Genomic DNA, 16436 nt, shown 5'->3' on the forward strand with positions numbered 1-16436 from the left:
TGATTTTCTCTTGAAGTATTTTTATCAACTCATATTTTTGTCTAACTGAGCATTCTGCTCTTTACCAAACTCTTGAATAACAAAGATATCCGCAACAATGATATCTCCTCCACTCATTTTAAGATTCTGCATCTATTTTAAATTTCTTGATTGACTGTTCCAAATACATCCCCACGCTTTTTCCAAAAAACACCAGGACTCCATCATATTTGTAGAAGTCAAGTTACTGATACAAATTTCGTTATTAATTCCGGCGGCTCTTTTATGTGAGAGTAACAAATAGAGTCTACACTATATATTCCGTACTGACAGAATTCGAAACCTTGCTGTGAGTTAAAAATGCCTCATCATTACGGAGTAACCTTGACAGCTTCCAATAAAAACTAATAGAAGCCGAATATAAAACGAATCCCACTGCACAGAAATAACCAATGCACAAAACACCTCTACATTAAATATTATACCTATACCGCACCGTCCCCAATATTGATGAGACTCAAACTAGCAGTATTCTCTACCCAAATCCAATCCCTAATTCTTCATTCTTACAATAGAATAAAACAGCTGATCTTGAATTTATTTTGTTTACGGTATACAATAAAACTGAGATAAACACTTATAAAAAACTGTATAACCCATATAAATAATGAGTTAATGAAAAAACTATTGAAAGTTAAACTGTCTTAGAAAGACTAATAATGGTAAAAAATCAAAGAGTTATTAATAAAACATGAAGATCCAGAAACAGTATTATGGAATTATAACTATATGAGACAGCAGTTTAAGTTTTATGGAGTTCCAATCATACGAAATGAGATTTTAAAACCTATTTTCAAAGAAAGTAAAACAATAACTACAAATACATTGATTTCGATTATATTTGAACCAGCCTATGGAGAATATTGAGAAGAACTATATACAGCTATCGATCTAATAATTCATAATTATCGGAAATTTTCATACGAAGAAATAAAAGAATTATCCGGATTAATAGAAATATCTCCATGGTGGGACAGCGTAGATAAAATACAAAAACCTTTTTCATTATGGACGAGAATACATCAGGAATTTTTGGAAGGAACACTCTTATATTGGAATCATGAGGAACTATTTTGGTATAAGAGAATAGCAATTATTGTGCAATTGCGCTGGAAAGAGAATACAAATACTAATTTATTATCACATGTGATCTTAGACAATAAAAATTATAACGAATTCTTCGTTCAAAAAGCTATAGGATGGATTTTAAGAGAATACAGCAAAACTAATCCTGATTGGATATACAATTTTATTAACATTCATTCTCTCAAAATTACAACAAGAGAAGTTTCAAAAATATCTGAAATCCTAACATCCAGTTCTTCTTCAACAGTTTCTTACATAAACACCAAATCGAAAGTTATTTTTCTTACAAAATATCAGGCATTCACAATATAAACAAATTCTTTTTAAAAAAAAACTAAACTTTCTAAAGAGACAACCGAAAATAAATTTAGATACACGGAAGTATCATATTAAATAAATTATTACATCACGGAGGATGTGTATGATTATCAATCACAACATAAACGCGATTTTTGGTAATCGCCAGTTGTTTAATCAAGGCGTAGAAAACGCCAAAACGATGGAAAAATTATCTTCTGGCATGCGGATTAATCGCGCTGGAGATGATGCATCAGGATTAGCGGTTTCCGAGAAAATGCGCACTCAGATCCGCGGTTTGAACCGGGCTAATCAAAACGTTTTAGACGGTATTTCATTCATTCAAACTACAGAAGGATATCTTGCAGAAACCACTAATATTTTACAGCGTATCCGGGAATTAGCAATTCAGTCAGCTAACGGTATTTACACCGATGAAGACAGGGGATACATCCAAGTAGAGGTTTCACAAATGGTCGACGAATTGGATAGAATCGCATCACAAGCTCAGTTCAATGGTATGAAAATACTTTCAGGGCTTTTTGCGAAGCCAACCGCTGAAGCAGAACCTCAAGCTTCCATGTGGTTCCATATGGGTGCTAATATGGATGAACGTGAAAGAGCTTATATTGGTACAATGAACTCTCAAGCATTAGGTTTGAAGTCTCCTGTAGGAGCACCGGAAACAGCATCTTTTATTTCTTTGAGCACGCAGAACTCAGCTAACTCGGTTATCGGGTTGTTGGATCAAGCATTAAGAAAAGTAAATGCTCAACGTGCTGATCTTGGTGCTTATCAAAATCGACTTGAGTCGGCTTCACGTTCTATCATGACAGGATATGAAAATCTGCAAGCATCTGAGTCACGCATTCGCGACACAGACATGGCAAGAGAATCAAGTGCTCACGCTCGAAATCAGGTAATGATGCAAGCCGCCAATGCAATGCTCGCACAAGCCAATCAACAACCACAATTAGTTTTATCATTACTTCGTTAATAGAAAAGAGCCTTTTAAAAGGCTCTTTTCTATTAACTCTAAAATAATCCCTGAATTGAGAAAACGAATTCCCAAGATTTCCAAAAATCACGAGAGCCTGCAAGTTGGAAACCACCTTGATTTTTATCCCATTCTACAGGACGCGCAACATACAAACGAACCGGTAAAATAGGAATATTCAATGCCAAACCTAAACCAAAACTCATAATATAAGGTGATTGATTCCAAGTAAAATCTGTATAATTAGCAAAAATAGCACCATAATCCCAAAATACTACAGCACCGATAAAATTCCAGATAGGAATACGGGCTTCTATGGAAAAGTAGGATGTTGCTTCACCGCGTGCAACATAATTGAGCCAGCCACGCATTCTATATACGCCATCGAAACTCATTAAATTGGCATCTCTATAAGAAAATTTCTGCCCGATCTGAGGGAACAAAAAGCCCATATCATAATGGAATGCAAATGTCATCTGCCAAAATGGACGCCAATAGTAGTCGGCACTAAAGGTCATGTTAATAAAGTCGATATCTCCTCCCAAAGCTCCGCCGGAAAATGAGAAAAATAATGCTGTATTTAAGCCACGTGTCGGCCAAAGACCACCATCTGTATTGTTAAAACGTAGTGTTGTATAGATACTATTCTGAATTGTCCACCCAAAAGCAAGTGAATCAATCAAGTTGTTATCAATTTTCCACTGACCATCATATTTCAAAGGATTAGAGAAATTAGCATTATAATCTTTGAAGATATTCAGCTCATAACCTAAATTAGCGTTCCAGTAGACTCCAAATTGGATCCCAAAAGCCAATCCAGCACGGAAACTAAGCCTAGTGTATTGTTTTGAAGAACTGAAACTTACTAAAGTTTTATCAGGATTTTTCTGCCAATTCAAGTCTGTACCGTCAATTATACCGTTTCTATCTTCATCGGTAGGCATATCAATGTAAATATTATTAAACACCCCTAATATCACACTCAATGATACAGGAGAATTCAAAAGAGCTGGCTCTGTAAACGTGACCTCTCCTAACTGGCGATATTGACCATATTCAGCACGCAATGCTAATTGAAATCCACGCCCTCCAAGATTTTTTTCAGACAATTTGATACCACCACTGAAACCACTGACGGTTCCGTAGCCAAGAAGAAACTCTATCATTCCAGTTTGAGCCTCTGTAACAACAAAATCAATGTCCACCAAACCGTCCACCGTGCCTGGCGATGGCTGAATACGAACATCTGAGAAAAATTGAGTCTGCATTAATCGGTTATAACTTTGTTCCAACTTACGATTAACATAAAGTTCACCTTCTTTCACCTGTATATAACGTTTGATAACACCAGGTAATGTTTTAGTGTTGCCACGTACATTAATATTCTGGATATGTGCACGTGATCCTTCATAGATAACAAAAATCGTATCAACAACATTATCAGCTCTTTTTTCTTGGACTGCCGAAATATTCGCAAAAAGATACCCACGGTCAGAATATTTTTTATAGATATCAGAGCGGATTTTTTCGACTTTTTCCTGGTCGTAAATATCTCCGTGTTTGAGAGCAACAAAATCTCTGAACTCATTGATCCCAAAAATATTATGCCCTTCAAATGCAAAAGTCCCTACTTTATACTGAGAACCTTCGGAAATATGAATACGCAAAACAATACCTCGTGTAACCTTAGAAACCTGACCTTGTTTGTTGGTAGAAACAATATCTTCAATATCCCAAGAAAAATTTGTAATCTGAGCATCTAGATAACCAAATTTTTTGTAATAGCCGATAATCCGATCGCGGTCAGCAAGAAATTCATCTTCTTTAATGACACCATTCCGAAAAATCCACATTTTTTTCTTAGTTTGCATGACACCTTCAAGTTTTTTGGGTTTGATTTTGTTCGCACCAACAAAAATAATATCGCGTACTACTATTTTCAGACCTTCTGAAATCTCGAAAATAAGATCAAACTGACCAGGCAATTGCTTAATAGGCACTAGACGATAACTTACTTGGGCTTCAAGAAAACCTTCTTTTCGATAATATTCTTTAATACGGTATACAGCTGCTCGAGCTTTTGCTTCACGGAAGGCCGTACCTTCTTTGAAATCAATTTCCTTTTTGAGCTTGTCTGCTTTAAGCCCAGATACCCCTTGATATATTATCCGATCTACAAGTGCTTCCTCTACGACGGTAAACGTAACAATAACTCCGGTAGGTGTATTAGACAAGCTGGCTTGAACCGACTGAAATCGCTGCATTGCGTTAAGATTTTTAATAGCAAAGTTAATATCGCGTTGAGTAAATGTATCACCAGGACGCAGCTCAACAACAGATAACGCATCGTTCTGCGAAGTAACTTTTAACCCTTGAAAACGAATTTCCGAGATAATATTATTAAGACTTTGAGAATAAACCGCCGTTGTAAAAAAGGTTAGAATTAATAGCAATTTCTTTTTTAATTTCATAATAGACAACATAATACTCCGTAATCTGTTTATTTCGAAAAAACAACTTCGAGTATAAATTATTAGAGTAATTTAACAGAATATAGTATACAAAATCTGCAGAGAAATAGCAATCTTTCTTAAAATCTGCGTCGGAAAGAACCTTCAAAAATAGCTTCGGTTTCAGTACCTTCTTGCTTAGCATTAACAGCAGCGTTAACACCAAGCCCGAACTGACCGACATTTCGGACGGGATAATCCCAACCTAAGCCGATTTTGTGGATTTGATTGAGAATCTGACTAGTATCAAGGCTAGAATTTTCAGGAGATTCAAAACGAAGATTATACTTCAGCTGGAGCCCAGAAATCGATGGTAAATATTGTCCCAATTCTAGTTCCGAGCCGTGGAATACGCTAATTCCTGTAGCAGGTTGCCCCAACGCAAACGAACGTGTTAAATTTCCAAGCACATCGGTTTTCACTTGCAAATTGTCGATAGGCACAACCTGTCGAATCCGCCGCGAAAGAGGAGATGTAAAGAACGCATTTTCCGCAACCCCCACTCCGCTAGCAACAATATTACCAGAATCACTAATACGCACACTAGCCGCATCACGAGCTTGAACACTCCCTAATCCTAAAAGCCCAAATAATTCCGAACGTGAACGCGACGGTACCGAACTAATATTAGCTAATTCCAAATTAGGAAGTTTACCATCAAAATCGACATAAATATCGATCTGATTGTTTTGAGCATCACGTTCGGAAGACATAGCACTTACGCGCAGCATAGGAAATACATCACCTGGCTCTCCGGAAAATGCAAGATTTCCTTTATCGATTTTTAATTCTTTATTGAGGTAGTTGATCGTACCGCGGATAATATCCACATCACCATGCACGGCTATTGTATTATCGCTGACATTTCCTTGAATTTTTATCAATTTATCAGGCTCGAAGTATAAGTCAAACAGCTGATTGAGAAATCGCGTACCTTTTCCGAGAGTAAAGTCAATATCGATATTCAAGCTTTCCATAAGCTCAACGAACGGAGAAAATTGTATGCCACTTGACGATCGTTCAGAAAGTATATCTCCCAACTCCAATCGCATATTGACATTTTCTGTGGTAAGCCGTGAAGATAATAATAACTCATTAGCAGGACCGCTGATATTGATATGATCAATAATAGTACGCCCGTTAAACGTAATAAATGGAACATTAAGTTTCCAGACAAGCATACTTAAGTTGTTTTCTACCAAGGGATCAGCAAAGAATTTCAAGTCGATACTTTCGATAGCTTTATCACGGATATCAAAAAAACCATCCAACACAAATTGTCCCGAATTCCGAGAAATAATGGGAATCCTCGGAAACAATACTTTATTGCTTTCAATCAGAATTTTATGATTATTTGGAATCAGTACCCGATTCCGCAGTGAACGAAGTTGCATTTCTATGTTGGAGAACGACAAATTCCCGTCAAAAATAGGATTGTCCGATGAGCCACGGGTCAAAATATGAAACCCAGCATTTCCTTTCAAACGCCGAATATCGCCACTCAGCTTTAATTTATCAAGCTGCACGGCACCGTCTAAAACAGCAGTAATAGCATTATTGGCTTCACGGCCTTCGGATTGAAGTTTTATGGCATCTGTCAGAAAGCTAGCATTCCAAAAAATCTGCCCAGCATCAAGCCCCAACACCCCAGAAAGCCCATATTTATGGTGGTCGGAAATAAAAATATATTGATTATTGTGTTCCAACACTTTCCCAGAAACCTCAATAGGAGCGCGCGATAAAAAGTACAAATTAGGTATCTTATAAACTAGTATTGAATTAGCATAATTTTTTTGATAAGCTATTTTAAGTTCCGTTTTAATGGCATTTCCGACCGCCAGAGCTCCGACAATATCTAAATTAAACCCTTGAGTTTCCTTGCGGAAAGAAATATCACTGTCAAGATTAAGCACTGCATGCCGTAAACGAAGATTTGTTACAGAAAGAAAATTTTCTTTTTTCGAGAAATTCTGCACAACAAACTGAAATGCTTCCCTTTCTTGAGTGCTTTCGAGATTGACAGAACCACAAAAATCAGGATTATTCCATACACCACCTATATTTAATTTGAGATCAGCCCATATCAATTCAGTATTGCGATTTTGAAGTCCAGACAATGGTTGAAGTACAGGAATTGTCAAAAGATCTTCAATAAGAAATTTGCGTACGTCAAAGCGGGCTTTGAAAGTATATGAACCAGTCATAAATTGCAAACTACCACCCCGTTCAAAACGAACAGCAGCCCCTAAGCCGCCATTTTCGGCAACCTTAAAATAACCATGCCCCTTAAGGATTTCGGAATCCAAACCTAAACTAAAACGGCTGAAATTCAAAATTCCATTTGTTCCCTGTGCATCAAAATCCAAAACAACAACACGTCCGCCCAATTCCCAACTTCCCGAATGAAATGCAAATTTTTCCCATCCTTGCGGTGTGAAATTAAACTCCAAAATTCCTGAAGCATTGCCATTAACACCCAATTTACGCAGAGGATATTTTTTGAAATCCAAAACCAATGTAGTCAAATTTCCTTCTGTATCCGATATAATCGGAACTTGTCCGTCCGCCAAACCAGAAACAGAAGTCTTATATTTATTCACCAGCACATCAACACTGATAGGAATTTTGCCTTTCATACCGAACTCGCCTGCAGCTGCTATATCTATGTATGTATTGGTACGATCACTTCTAATGTTAACAGCACCATTAAGCAGGAGGTTTTGCGAAACAAAATACAAACGCGGAACATCTATCTTATTATCTTTAAACGTAAGCGACACATCGATTTGCCTTTCTCCATCTAAAAAACCTGTCATTTGCCCGCGGACTTCGGGATTTGAATAACGATCTTTTTTGTCGATGAAAACTTCACCGCGATACATTGATTTATCCAGCCCAAAAATAGCTAATTTTGTATTTTCCTTCAAAAAATCTCCATTTACGGAATAGGCTTTGAGATAGACATACACATACTCATCAAGATCAACATGAACATCCACATCATTCGAAAAACGAAGCGGTTCTATTTTCAGTCTTGAGCCATCAATATGAAAACGTGCTCTGGTATTGCCGATCAGACCGTTGTTCATGCGGACATTGTATGCTGTAATATCCAGAACATTCTGGCCAGGTAAAGCGACTGTTTTTGCATCAGCAGAAAACACCAGCCCCGGAAGAATAAAACGCACATTATCCAACTGCAAAGTCCCTGTAGGAAGAGGAAGCAATCCACGTCTATTTTCAAGTAACAAATCGCCGAGAATGCCGCCAAAAAAATGAGTATTAAGATTAACTAAAGCATGATATTTCTCGCTGCCCAAAGGTAGAATTTCCAAATCCAGACCGTAATTAGGATGCTGCTCCGACCAAAATTTCACAGCTGTATACCAGTTATGGTTTTTTTTAACAGTTAACCCAAAATTCCAAATACCCGGCTTAAATGCATAATCGAGCATTTCATATTCTTCATAATCAGCATAATTGATCCGGAAACTGCGGTTGATCGCCAGCTCAAATTGATCCTGATTCCCCTCCAAAACAAAACCCAAAGAATTGCTGCTTTGGGAAATAGTATCAAAAAGCACATCTCTACCATTGATCGTGAACGCAAGCCCTATTGTATCAGTGATGATAGGAATTCCACCAGCGTTCAAGCTATGCAGAGCTACATCCAAACCGCCTTGAGGAGCATTAAAGTTACTCAATTGACCCTTTGCTTTGAAAGCAAGCGTCGCCAAATGTACTTGATTGCTCCATACCGAACGTACACCCAAATCAGCTTTCCAATTGACTGCATTGCGTTCGAAAAGAATATTGACTTCATTGGCATCCACAAAATGCCGGAATTGCTGCAACATCCTCACTGTCATACCTAACTGCTTCACATGCAAGTGGAAGTACATTTTTTTGATATCGAAATTTATTTTTTTATAGAAAGAGTTGGCAAAATTTTCTTTAGTTTTGTTTTTATTGTAACGCTGCTGAAGATGTTCGAGATATTCGTCAAAAGCTTTGTTATGAAATTGAAAATCAAGCGTATCAACCACAAAACTCGCAACAAACTGATCAAAATCGCCCGTGAATAAACTCCATAACCGGTAACGAAAATAAATTCCTTTAACATTCAGAGAAATTTCATCATTAACAATAATACGAATATGCCCAATGCTAGCAAAAATAAACGGAAAATTGGAAATATGACCCAAAGAAACATATTCTGCATCAAGAGCTTGCTTGACAGCGCGTTCAATCTGAGGTCGAAATACCGTGAATGCAATATTTAACGCACCTAACACAAAAATATAGAACATAAACAACCGAAAAATCCAGAGAAACCAAGTTTTTTTTGTGGCGTTTTTCAGAACATTCCTCCACACTCGATGAACGCATATCTGCTACCTGCGTTTTACAGCAGCCTCTAACTCCAATAGAGCCCTATTATTCCGATTAAGTTTCATTCCAATCCGGAGAAATTGTTTCGCTTTTTTGATATTGCCTTGATCAAGGTAAAACTTGGCAAGATGAGCGTAAATTTCTGTTAATTCTTTTGTTTGAAAAGGCATCATATCAAGCTCGTTTTCAACAAGCGTAAAAATACCTTGGGCTTCGCCGGCATCTCCTTTCATAAAATGCACCCATGCCCACGTATCAAGATAAGCAATATTATCCTTTTCAGCTACTGTATTTTCGATCAGAGACAAGGCTTTATCAAGATCGGCATCGGTTTGCGGGACGAATTCTTTTTGAAGTGCATACGTATATGCAAGAAAATTTTGTGTATCAAGGCTGTCAGGATGTGTCTCCAAAACAGATTCCAAATATTGTCGCGCTTTTGCAAGATATTCACGGCAATTTCCTTGTGATATATGTATTGCATCAACATACAAGCCCGCCGTAATATTAGCAAAACGGATAGGATCGCTTTCAAGCTGCCGCAGCACAGCAATATATTGCTGTGCCTGCATGTCGTTATTGGAGTCCTCAGCAAGCAAAAGTTGGGCATAGAGAATACTCATAATTTTTATTTGTTGTTTTTCTTCATCGCTCAGCTGAGCAATTTGATCTTTTTTTAGAGTAAAAATTTCTTGCGGATAAAGTTTATACTGCGTCAACAGACGTCGGGCTTCAGAGAAATTTCTTCTGCCAAACTCAAGTTGAACCACAGCATACAACAACCCCTCCCGAAAATCATCATACTTCAATCCCTGTTCGTAGTACTTAAGAGCCGATGTTTGATTATTTAGGGAATCTTCGATGTCACCCAGCATATACAGCAGTACACCATTGGTATAGGGAAAATCATCAAGCTTAAGGTAGTGTTTTGCCAGTCCTTTTTTGCCGACACAATAGGCATCCGTACCTGCTTTAAGAGCTACGGATTTCATAGCGTCCCGCATCTGAAAACGATGTAACAGTTCGTAGTGAAGGCTGTCCAACATCCAGGGAAAATCACTGCTAACACTAAAATCTGAATTGTTAGTGATACTTTGGAGTGCATGCTGGGTTTTACCGCGTCGGAAGTCACGAAGCAGATATGCATAAGGTGAAAGATCCGTATTTTGCGAAAGATAAAGATCCAAAGTTTTTACGGAATTTTTATCTCCCGACATCAGTAACGATCCCAAATAGATATCCAATAAATCCTGTTGCATCAGCTCGACTGGGATTTTTTCAAAAAACGTCAATGCTTTCGAAAAATTAAGAAAATATGCGTGCAAAATACCGATTTTCGCGTTTAGAAGCATATCGTAAGGAATTTCAATAAATTCTTGGCTTAAATTATATGCTAAAGTAAAATAACGTAATGCTTTTTGCTTCGAAGAGGAACTGTTCTGTGCCGAATAAATGTCGCCAAGATGGATCAAACTCTGATAGATATAAGTTTCATTTCGTGAAGGCCCATTGATAAGTGACAATTTTTCGAAATAAGGAATTGCTTCTTCATAATTTGCAGCAGAAAGCGCAAGATATCCCAAAATATAATTAGCCATTGTGTGATTGGGATTGTATTTCAATGTATTCTCGGCCAACTTCATACCCAATTCAGCATCCCTCACTTGCCAAGCGATAGAAAGGCCAGTATCTGTGATCTGTGCGGAGTCGGGATATTTCTCGGCCAAAATCAAAATATTATCGCGGATTCCTTTGTAAGAATTAAGGACTACTTCCTGATTTTCAGGATTTGAATTATAACTAAGAATCTGGATGTAAGCCTGATAAATCTGCATCAAAAATAATGCTAAATATTCGTTATCGGCGCCTTCCAAAACGAGCGTTTCTAACAAAAACCTGGCTTGAGCAATATCATTATCGTAATAATAATTGACAGCTTGGGAATAGATATCTTCTATCTCTTGCTGAGAAAGCACCGATTTCTCCTGAGAATGCAAAATACCCGCCCATAAAAGCAGCAGCGCGGATAAAAAATTTTTCATACATGCTCCTTGCACGGTTTTTTTCATTATAACATAGCCTTTAATAATAGTCACGATTTAAGTTAGTAGCTTCCAAATATGGCCCGAACAAGCTTTCAAAATAGTCATATAGGAGTTTATTATCCTGCATGGTGCAGACAACTTGCCAGCCCTCTTGAACAAAGGCTTTCAATACATCGATAAGATTTTTACTTCGTAGCGCGTCGAAATAAGAAAATGGATCATCCAACACAATAATTCCATCCTCTCTGCCAAGAAGTTCTTTTGCTAGAGACCACTTCAAAATCATCCAAAACTGCATACTTGCACCTGCACCTAAGGTTTCGAGAGAAAATGTATTTCCGTGCCCATCCACAGCAAAAATTCGAATATGCTTATCTTCCAATGCTGCAACAAAGGTTTTATATTTTCCGCCAAATGTATATTGAACAATATATTCAAAAAATGGATTTTGTAGGGTTTTTTCAAGAAGAGTTTCCGTTTTTTTACTCAAATCACCACATAAATCAACCAATATTTCAGCATAATGCCGATCTTTCGCGACCCGATCAACAACAGGATCTATTTTCTCCCGTAGATCAAAAATATCTTGGATCTCGCGGATATGCCATTCCGAAACTTCTGGATAGAAACGTTTGACAGCATCCGGATATCCGCTATCTTTGAGCTCATCAAGAATCGGTTTCAACGTACCGAAAATATTATTCTTCATTTTTTCATAATCTTTGGCTTGCTGAGATTTTTGATGAACAATATCATTTTTTTGGCGGCGAACTCGGTAAAGATCCATATAATCAAAATCAACATTATTGTTGTTTAGATAATCGCGGATATTGTTAATTTCAGCCAGAACATCACGCGGTTGATCGAAACCAAATACCTTAAACACCGTATCACGCACATTTTCCAATGTCCGGACAATTCTTGTTCTCTGATTCTCACGCGTCTCAAATAATTGCTTGCCTTTACTGCGGCGGACTTCTGCCATAATATCTCGGTATTCATCACGCTGCTCGAAGTATTTCTGCTCTAGTTTTTCGTATTCACACTGCTTTTTACCAAGCAGCTTTTCAAACTTGCGGAGGCGTGTGTCATCGGCCAAGAACTCTATACCCCAAGCATTCATCATCTCAAAATAAAATGTTTTAAGAACAAAAAACAATCCCGATATAAAAACAACAAGTGCACTAATTTTCATAGGTGTCATTCCTATATGACGAATAGACTTGAACGCCAGATACAAGCCCGCGACCACAAGAATAACACCAATCATTAAATTTATAAGGTTCCGCGCTAAACTATAACCATATTTGCTCAACTGTTCATGTTCGAAATGTTGTTCTTTGTTTTTGAGTCGATTTATTTCGCGTTTAAGTGCTTTTAATGCATCTTCAGTCTTCTCAAGCCGAGCACTCTTTTGAATCATAAGCTCACCTAAAGATTTATCTGAAAACGCATCATCCTGGTGCTGCTCCAACTCTTTTTTTTGATTCATCAAATCAATATATTTTTTCCCGAGATCCAGCTTGTCCATTAAATAATAAACATCTTCCTGAGAACGCATATAATTTTCTTGTTCATCTACGGCGCCCAAAGAAGCATTCAGTTGATTGATTTGATTTTCCTTGTGATAAAGTTCCTGAGTTTCGGGAAGAATGTCTTCGAGCGCATCCTTAAACCTCAGCAGCTTGTCATGAAATGCGTTCAACCAAGCGTGCTTACCAGAACGACCTACGCCCATTGCTTTGAGAAAATTATGTTGCAACTGTCCAGAAATGTCGTCTTGACCATAAATCAAAGCTCTAACCTCGTTGTCCCAAAACTTAAGAGCTTGCTCAGGATTGTGCTGTTTTGGGGACAATTCCCCTTCCCTTACAAAAAGAAGATTCTTCAAACGCCTCGGATCATAAATATTATCAAAACGGCTAACTTGCATTTGCACCAAACTATCCGTTCCGATGTTATCCGACCATGTTTCTCCATTTGGCAGAGGATGAGGTTTTTCGAACAAGCCATGCCCCAACCAGTTAATGATTGTCGTTTTGCCTCTGTCGTTGTCGCCGATGATTAGAGTCACCGGCTTGAAATAAATATCGACATTCCGCAACGGTCCGCTTTCCCGAATCAATAAACGGTTAATTCTCACAATAACGCCTCATGATCTAAAATTATTCCCATCGAAATTATCGGCATTATTCAGATAAAGTTTTGGTTTTTGCCCAAAAAAGGCTTCCGTTTTTGACAAATGGCTCATTAAAGATTATACTAAACTAAGATAGTCCCCAGTTCGGGTGAAGAAGGAGAAAAATATGCACATTCCTTTCGACAAAAACGTATTCAAAGAAGCCGTGCTCACTAACATAAAAGAACGTACTGGCAAAACACCTGAAGAAGCCACATCTGAAGATATTTATCAAGCTGTCAGTGAAGCCATAATGGCCTACATAGCGGTTGATTGGACCAATACAAAAAATAAAATTGCTGCTTCCGAAGCAAAACAAGCCTTTTATTTTTCAGCAGAATTTTTAATGGGACGGGCATTTGATAATAATATTATTAATTTTGGGTTGCAGCATGGTATTATTGAGATGCTAGAAGATTTGCATTTGGATTTGAACCTTATCGAAGATCAGGAACCCGATGCAGCTTTAGGCAACGGAGGTTTAGGTCGTCTTGCGGCGTGTTTTCTGGATTCGCTGGCAACAATGGGTTATGCAGGTCATGGTTACGGCATTCGCTATAAATACGGCATGTTCGAGCAGAAAATTCAAAACGGCTATCAAGTAGAAGCTCCCGACAACTGGCTGAAAAAAGGTGATCCTTGGGAAGTACGGCGCGATTCGGACGCCGTTTACGTAAAATTTGGTGGCCGTGTCGACAATGTAATGGAAGATTCAGGACGGATAGGCTTCCGTCGCAATAACGCCGAAACCATTATTGCTGTGCCGTACGATATGCCTATTATCGGTTATAAAAACGGATGCATCAATACACTACGGTTGTGGCAAGCACAAGCTCCGGAACCATTTGATTTAACTGCTTTTAACAATGGCGAATTCGAACAAGCTGTTGTTGCTCAAAATAATGCTGAAAATATTTCACGGGTTTTGTACCCTAATGACTATTCTTATCAAGGCAAAGAATTACGTTTACGCCAGCAGTATTTTTTCACTTCGGCATCGCTGCAGGATATTATTACGAAATTTGTCCATAAATACGGAGACCATGGATGGGAAAAGTTCCCAGAAAAAGTCGCGATTCAGCTGAACGACACACATCCAGTAGTAGCAATTCCGGAATTAATGCGTTTATTCATGGATTGGAAAGGATTGGACTGGGATTTTGCATGGCAGCTCACAACTCAAACTTTTGCCTATACGAATCATACGGTGCTTGCGGAAGCACTCGAAGTTTGGGATTTGAACTTGTTCCGTGGCTTATTGCCTCGGATTTATCAGATTGTCGAAGAAATCAACCGCCGGTTTATGGACGAACTGCGCACAAAATATCCGAACGACCATCACAGACAAAGCCGCATGAGCATTCTCGACCATGGGCAGATAAAAATGGCACACTTGGCGATTGTCGGGTCACACAGCGTTAACGGTGTTGCGAAACTGCACACGCAAATTCTAGAACGAGAAGTTCTGAAAGACTGGTACGAATTGTATCCTGAAAAATTCCAAAACAAAACTAACGGCATTACGCCACGGCGCTGGCTTGTGAAAGCAAACCCTAAATTAACAACACTAATCGACAGTAAGATTGGAGAGTCATGGAAAACTAATCTTGACGAACTACAAAAACTTAAACAATTCATTGATGATCAATCCTTTTTGGAAGAGCTGATGCGTGTCAAACAGGAAAACAAAATTACGTTAACAAATTACATTAAATATTGGACTGATATTGAATTAAATCCACATGCTATTTTTGACGTTCAGGTCAAACGTATGCATGAATACAAACGCCAGCTTCTAAATGCTCTGCAAATTATTGCAATGTATCTGCAACTACGGGAAAATCCGGCAATGGATATTTATCCGCGGGCTTTTATTTTCGGAGGAAAGGCAGCATCAGGTTACTGGCGAGCGAAAACAATTATCAAGCTCATCAACAACATCGCAAACGTTATTAATCAGGACAACCGCATCCAAGGCAAATTGAAAGTTGTATTTGTACCGAACTACAGAGTATCGGTTGCGGAAAAGATTTTCCCTGGCGCTGATGTGAGTGAACAAATTTCGACCGCTGGTAAAGAAGCTTCCGGCACAGGAAATATGAAGTTTATGGCCAACGGCGCAATTACAATAGGCACTTTAGATGGGGCAAATGTTGAAATTCTGGAGGAAGTAGGAGCTGAAAATTGTGTTATTTTCGGGGCAACTACAGAAGAAATTCACGAATTAAACATCAACCAAAATTATCAACCGTTGGATTATTATCATTCTGACCCTCTGCTGAAAGACACACTTGACAGTTTGATCAATGGTACATTTACAATCGGTGAAGATGAAAATTTATTCCGTAATTTATATGATTCGTTATTGTATGGAGTAGACGGTAATCCAGCAGATACCTATTATTTATTGAAAGATTTTGACGCTTACCGCAAAGCCCAAGGAACTATAGATCTCTTATACCGCGACCGGAATCTTTGGGCAAAAATGATGCTAATCAACATTGCCAGCTGCGGAAAATTTTCTTCTGATCGGACCATTCAGGAATATGCTGATGAAATCTGGCATATCAAACCATTAACTTAAAATGTAGTTCATTAAAATATTAGTTGTCCTGGAGCGCATAAAAAAATCGTACACGCATATCATAATAGTCCGAAAGAAATGACATTTGTTCCTGCATACTGGCTGAACGAAGAATTTCATTAATTTCTGCTTCTTTTTCGGCAATGCGGACGCGCATTCTTTCGGCATGCGACGACGATGAATCGGAAGTAATCACTTGAACCGCCTCTTTAAGAAGCGCTTCATATTCGTTCAACCAGAGTTTTGTGGGAGAAGGGCCACACGATGACACAACTAAAAGTATGCATAAAAATTTTATTTTGCCCAT

Annotated in this window: 7 protein-coding genes and 1 pseudogene; 3 read left to right on the top strand and 5 right to left on the bottom strand. The window is 38.2% G+C overall.

What is annotated here, in order from left to right:
- Positions 1–918: 918 nt before the first annotated feature.
- A pseudogene (locus BM018_RS04110) lies at positions 919–1437 on the top strand (DNA alkylation repair protein); the annotation flags it as partial.
- A gap of 109 nt (positions 1438–1546) precedes the next feature.
- Positions 1547–2419: a flagellin N-terminal helical domain-containing protein gene (locus BM018_RS04115; protein WP_092318917.1), complete on the top strand. Its 873-nt coding sequence runs from the start codon at positions 1547–1549 to the stop codon at positions 2417–2419.
- 38 nt (positions 2420–2457) lie between these two features.
- Here the strand turns inward: BM018_RS04115 and bamA are convergent, their stop codons facing one another.
- The 4 genes from bamA to BM018_RS04135 form a co-directional block, all read right to left on the bottom strand.
- Positions 2458–4902: an outer membrane protein assembly factor BamA gene (gene bamA, locus BM018_RS04120; protein WP_092318919.1), complete on the bottom strand. Its 2445-nt coding sequence runs from the start codon at positions 4900–4902 to the stop codon at positions 2458–2460.
- Between the two features lie 107 nt (positions 4903–5009).
- The gene (locus tag BM018_RS04125) at positions 5010–9239 is read right to left on the bottom strand and encodes a translocation/assembly module TamB domain-containing protein (RefSeq protein WP_143280410.1); all 4230 of its coding nucleotides are present in this window, start codon (positions 9237–9239) and stop codon (positions 5010–5012) included.
- An 84-nt stretch (positions 9240–9323) separates the two neighbouring features.
- Complete coding sequence (locus tag BM018_RS04130; protein ID WP_159428171.1) at positions 9324–11363, bottom strand: tetratricopeptide repeat protein; 2040 nt, start codon at positions 11361–11363, stop codon at positions 9324–9326.
- 40 nt (positions 11364–11403) lie between these two features.
- Positions 11404–13509 (bottom strand): ATP-binding protein, encoded by a 2106-nt coding sequence (locus tag BM018_RS04135; RefSeq protein ID WP_092318925.1) that lies wholly within the window; start codon positions 13507–13509, stop codon positions 11404–11406.
- A 163-nt stretch (positions 13510–13672) separates the two neighbouring features.
- Between BM018_RS04135 and BM018_RS04140 the strand changes: the two genes are divergently transcribed.
- Positions 13673–16129 carry a glycogen/starch/alpha-glucan phosphorylase gene (locus BM018_RS04140; protein WP_092318927.1) on the top strand — a complete coding sequence of 819 codons (2457 nt, stop codon included), beginning with the start codon at positions 13673–13675 and terminating at the stop codon, positions 16127–16129.
- Between the two features lie 19 nt (positions 16130–16148).
- Here the strand turns inward: BM018_RS04140 and BM018_RS04145 are convergent, their stop codons facing one another.
- On the bottom strand, positions 16149–16436 hold the full coding sequence (locus tag BM018_RS04145) for a hypothetical protein (protein ID WP_092318929.1): 288 nt from the start codon (positions 16434–16436) through the stop codon (positions 16149–16151).

The organism is Brevinema andersonii, assembly GCF_900112165.1.
GTDB classification, from domain to species: Bacteria; Spirochaetota; Brevinematia; order Brevinematales; family Brevinemataceae; genus Brevinema; species Brevinema andersonii.

Bases quoted from the DNA above. Each gene is read 5' to 3' on its own strand.
- bamA (WP_092318919.1), bottom strand. From the start codon at position 4,902: ATGTTGTCTATTATGAAATTAAAAAAGAAATTGCTATTAATTCTAACC.
- BM018_RS04125 (WP_143280410.1), bottom strand. From the start codon at position 9,239: ATGTTCTATATTTTTGTGTTAGGTGCGTTAAATATTGCATTCACGGTA.
- BM018_RS04130 (WP_159428171.1), bottom strand. From the start codon at position 11,363: ATGAAAAATTTTTTATCCGCGCTGCTGCTTTTATGGGCGGGTATTTTG.
- BM018_RS04145 (WP_092318929.1), bottom strand. From the start codon at position 16,436: ATGGGCAAAATAAAATTTTTATGCATACTTTTAGTTGTGTCATCGTGT.
- BM018_RS04140 (WP_092318927.1), top strand. From the start codon at position 13,673: ATGCACATTCCTTTCGACAAAAACGTATTCAAAGAAGCCGTGCTCACT.
- BM018_RS04115 (WP_092318917.1), top strand. From the start codon at position 1,547: ATGATTATCAATCACAACATAAACGCGATTTTTGGTAATCGCCAGTTG.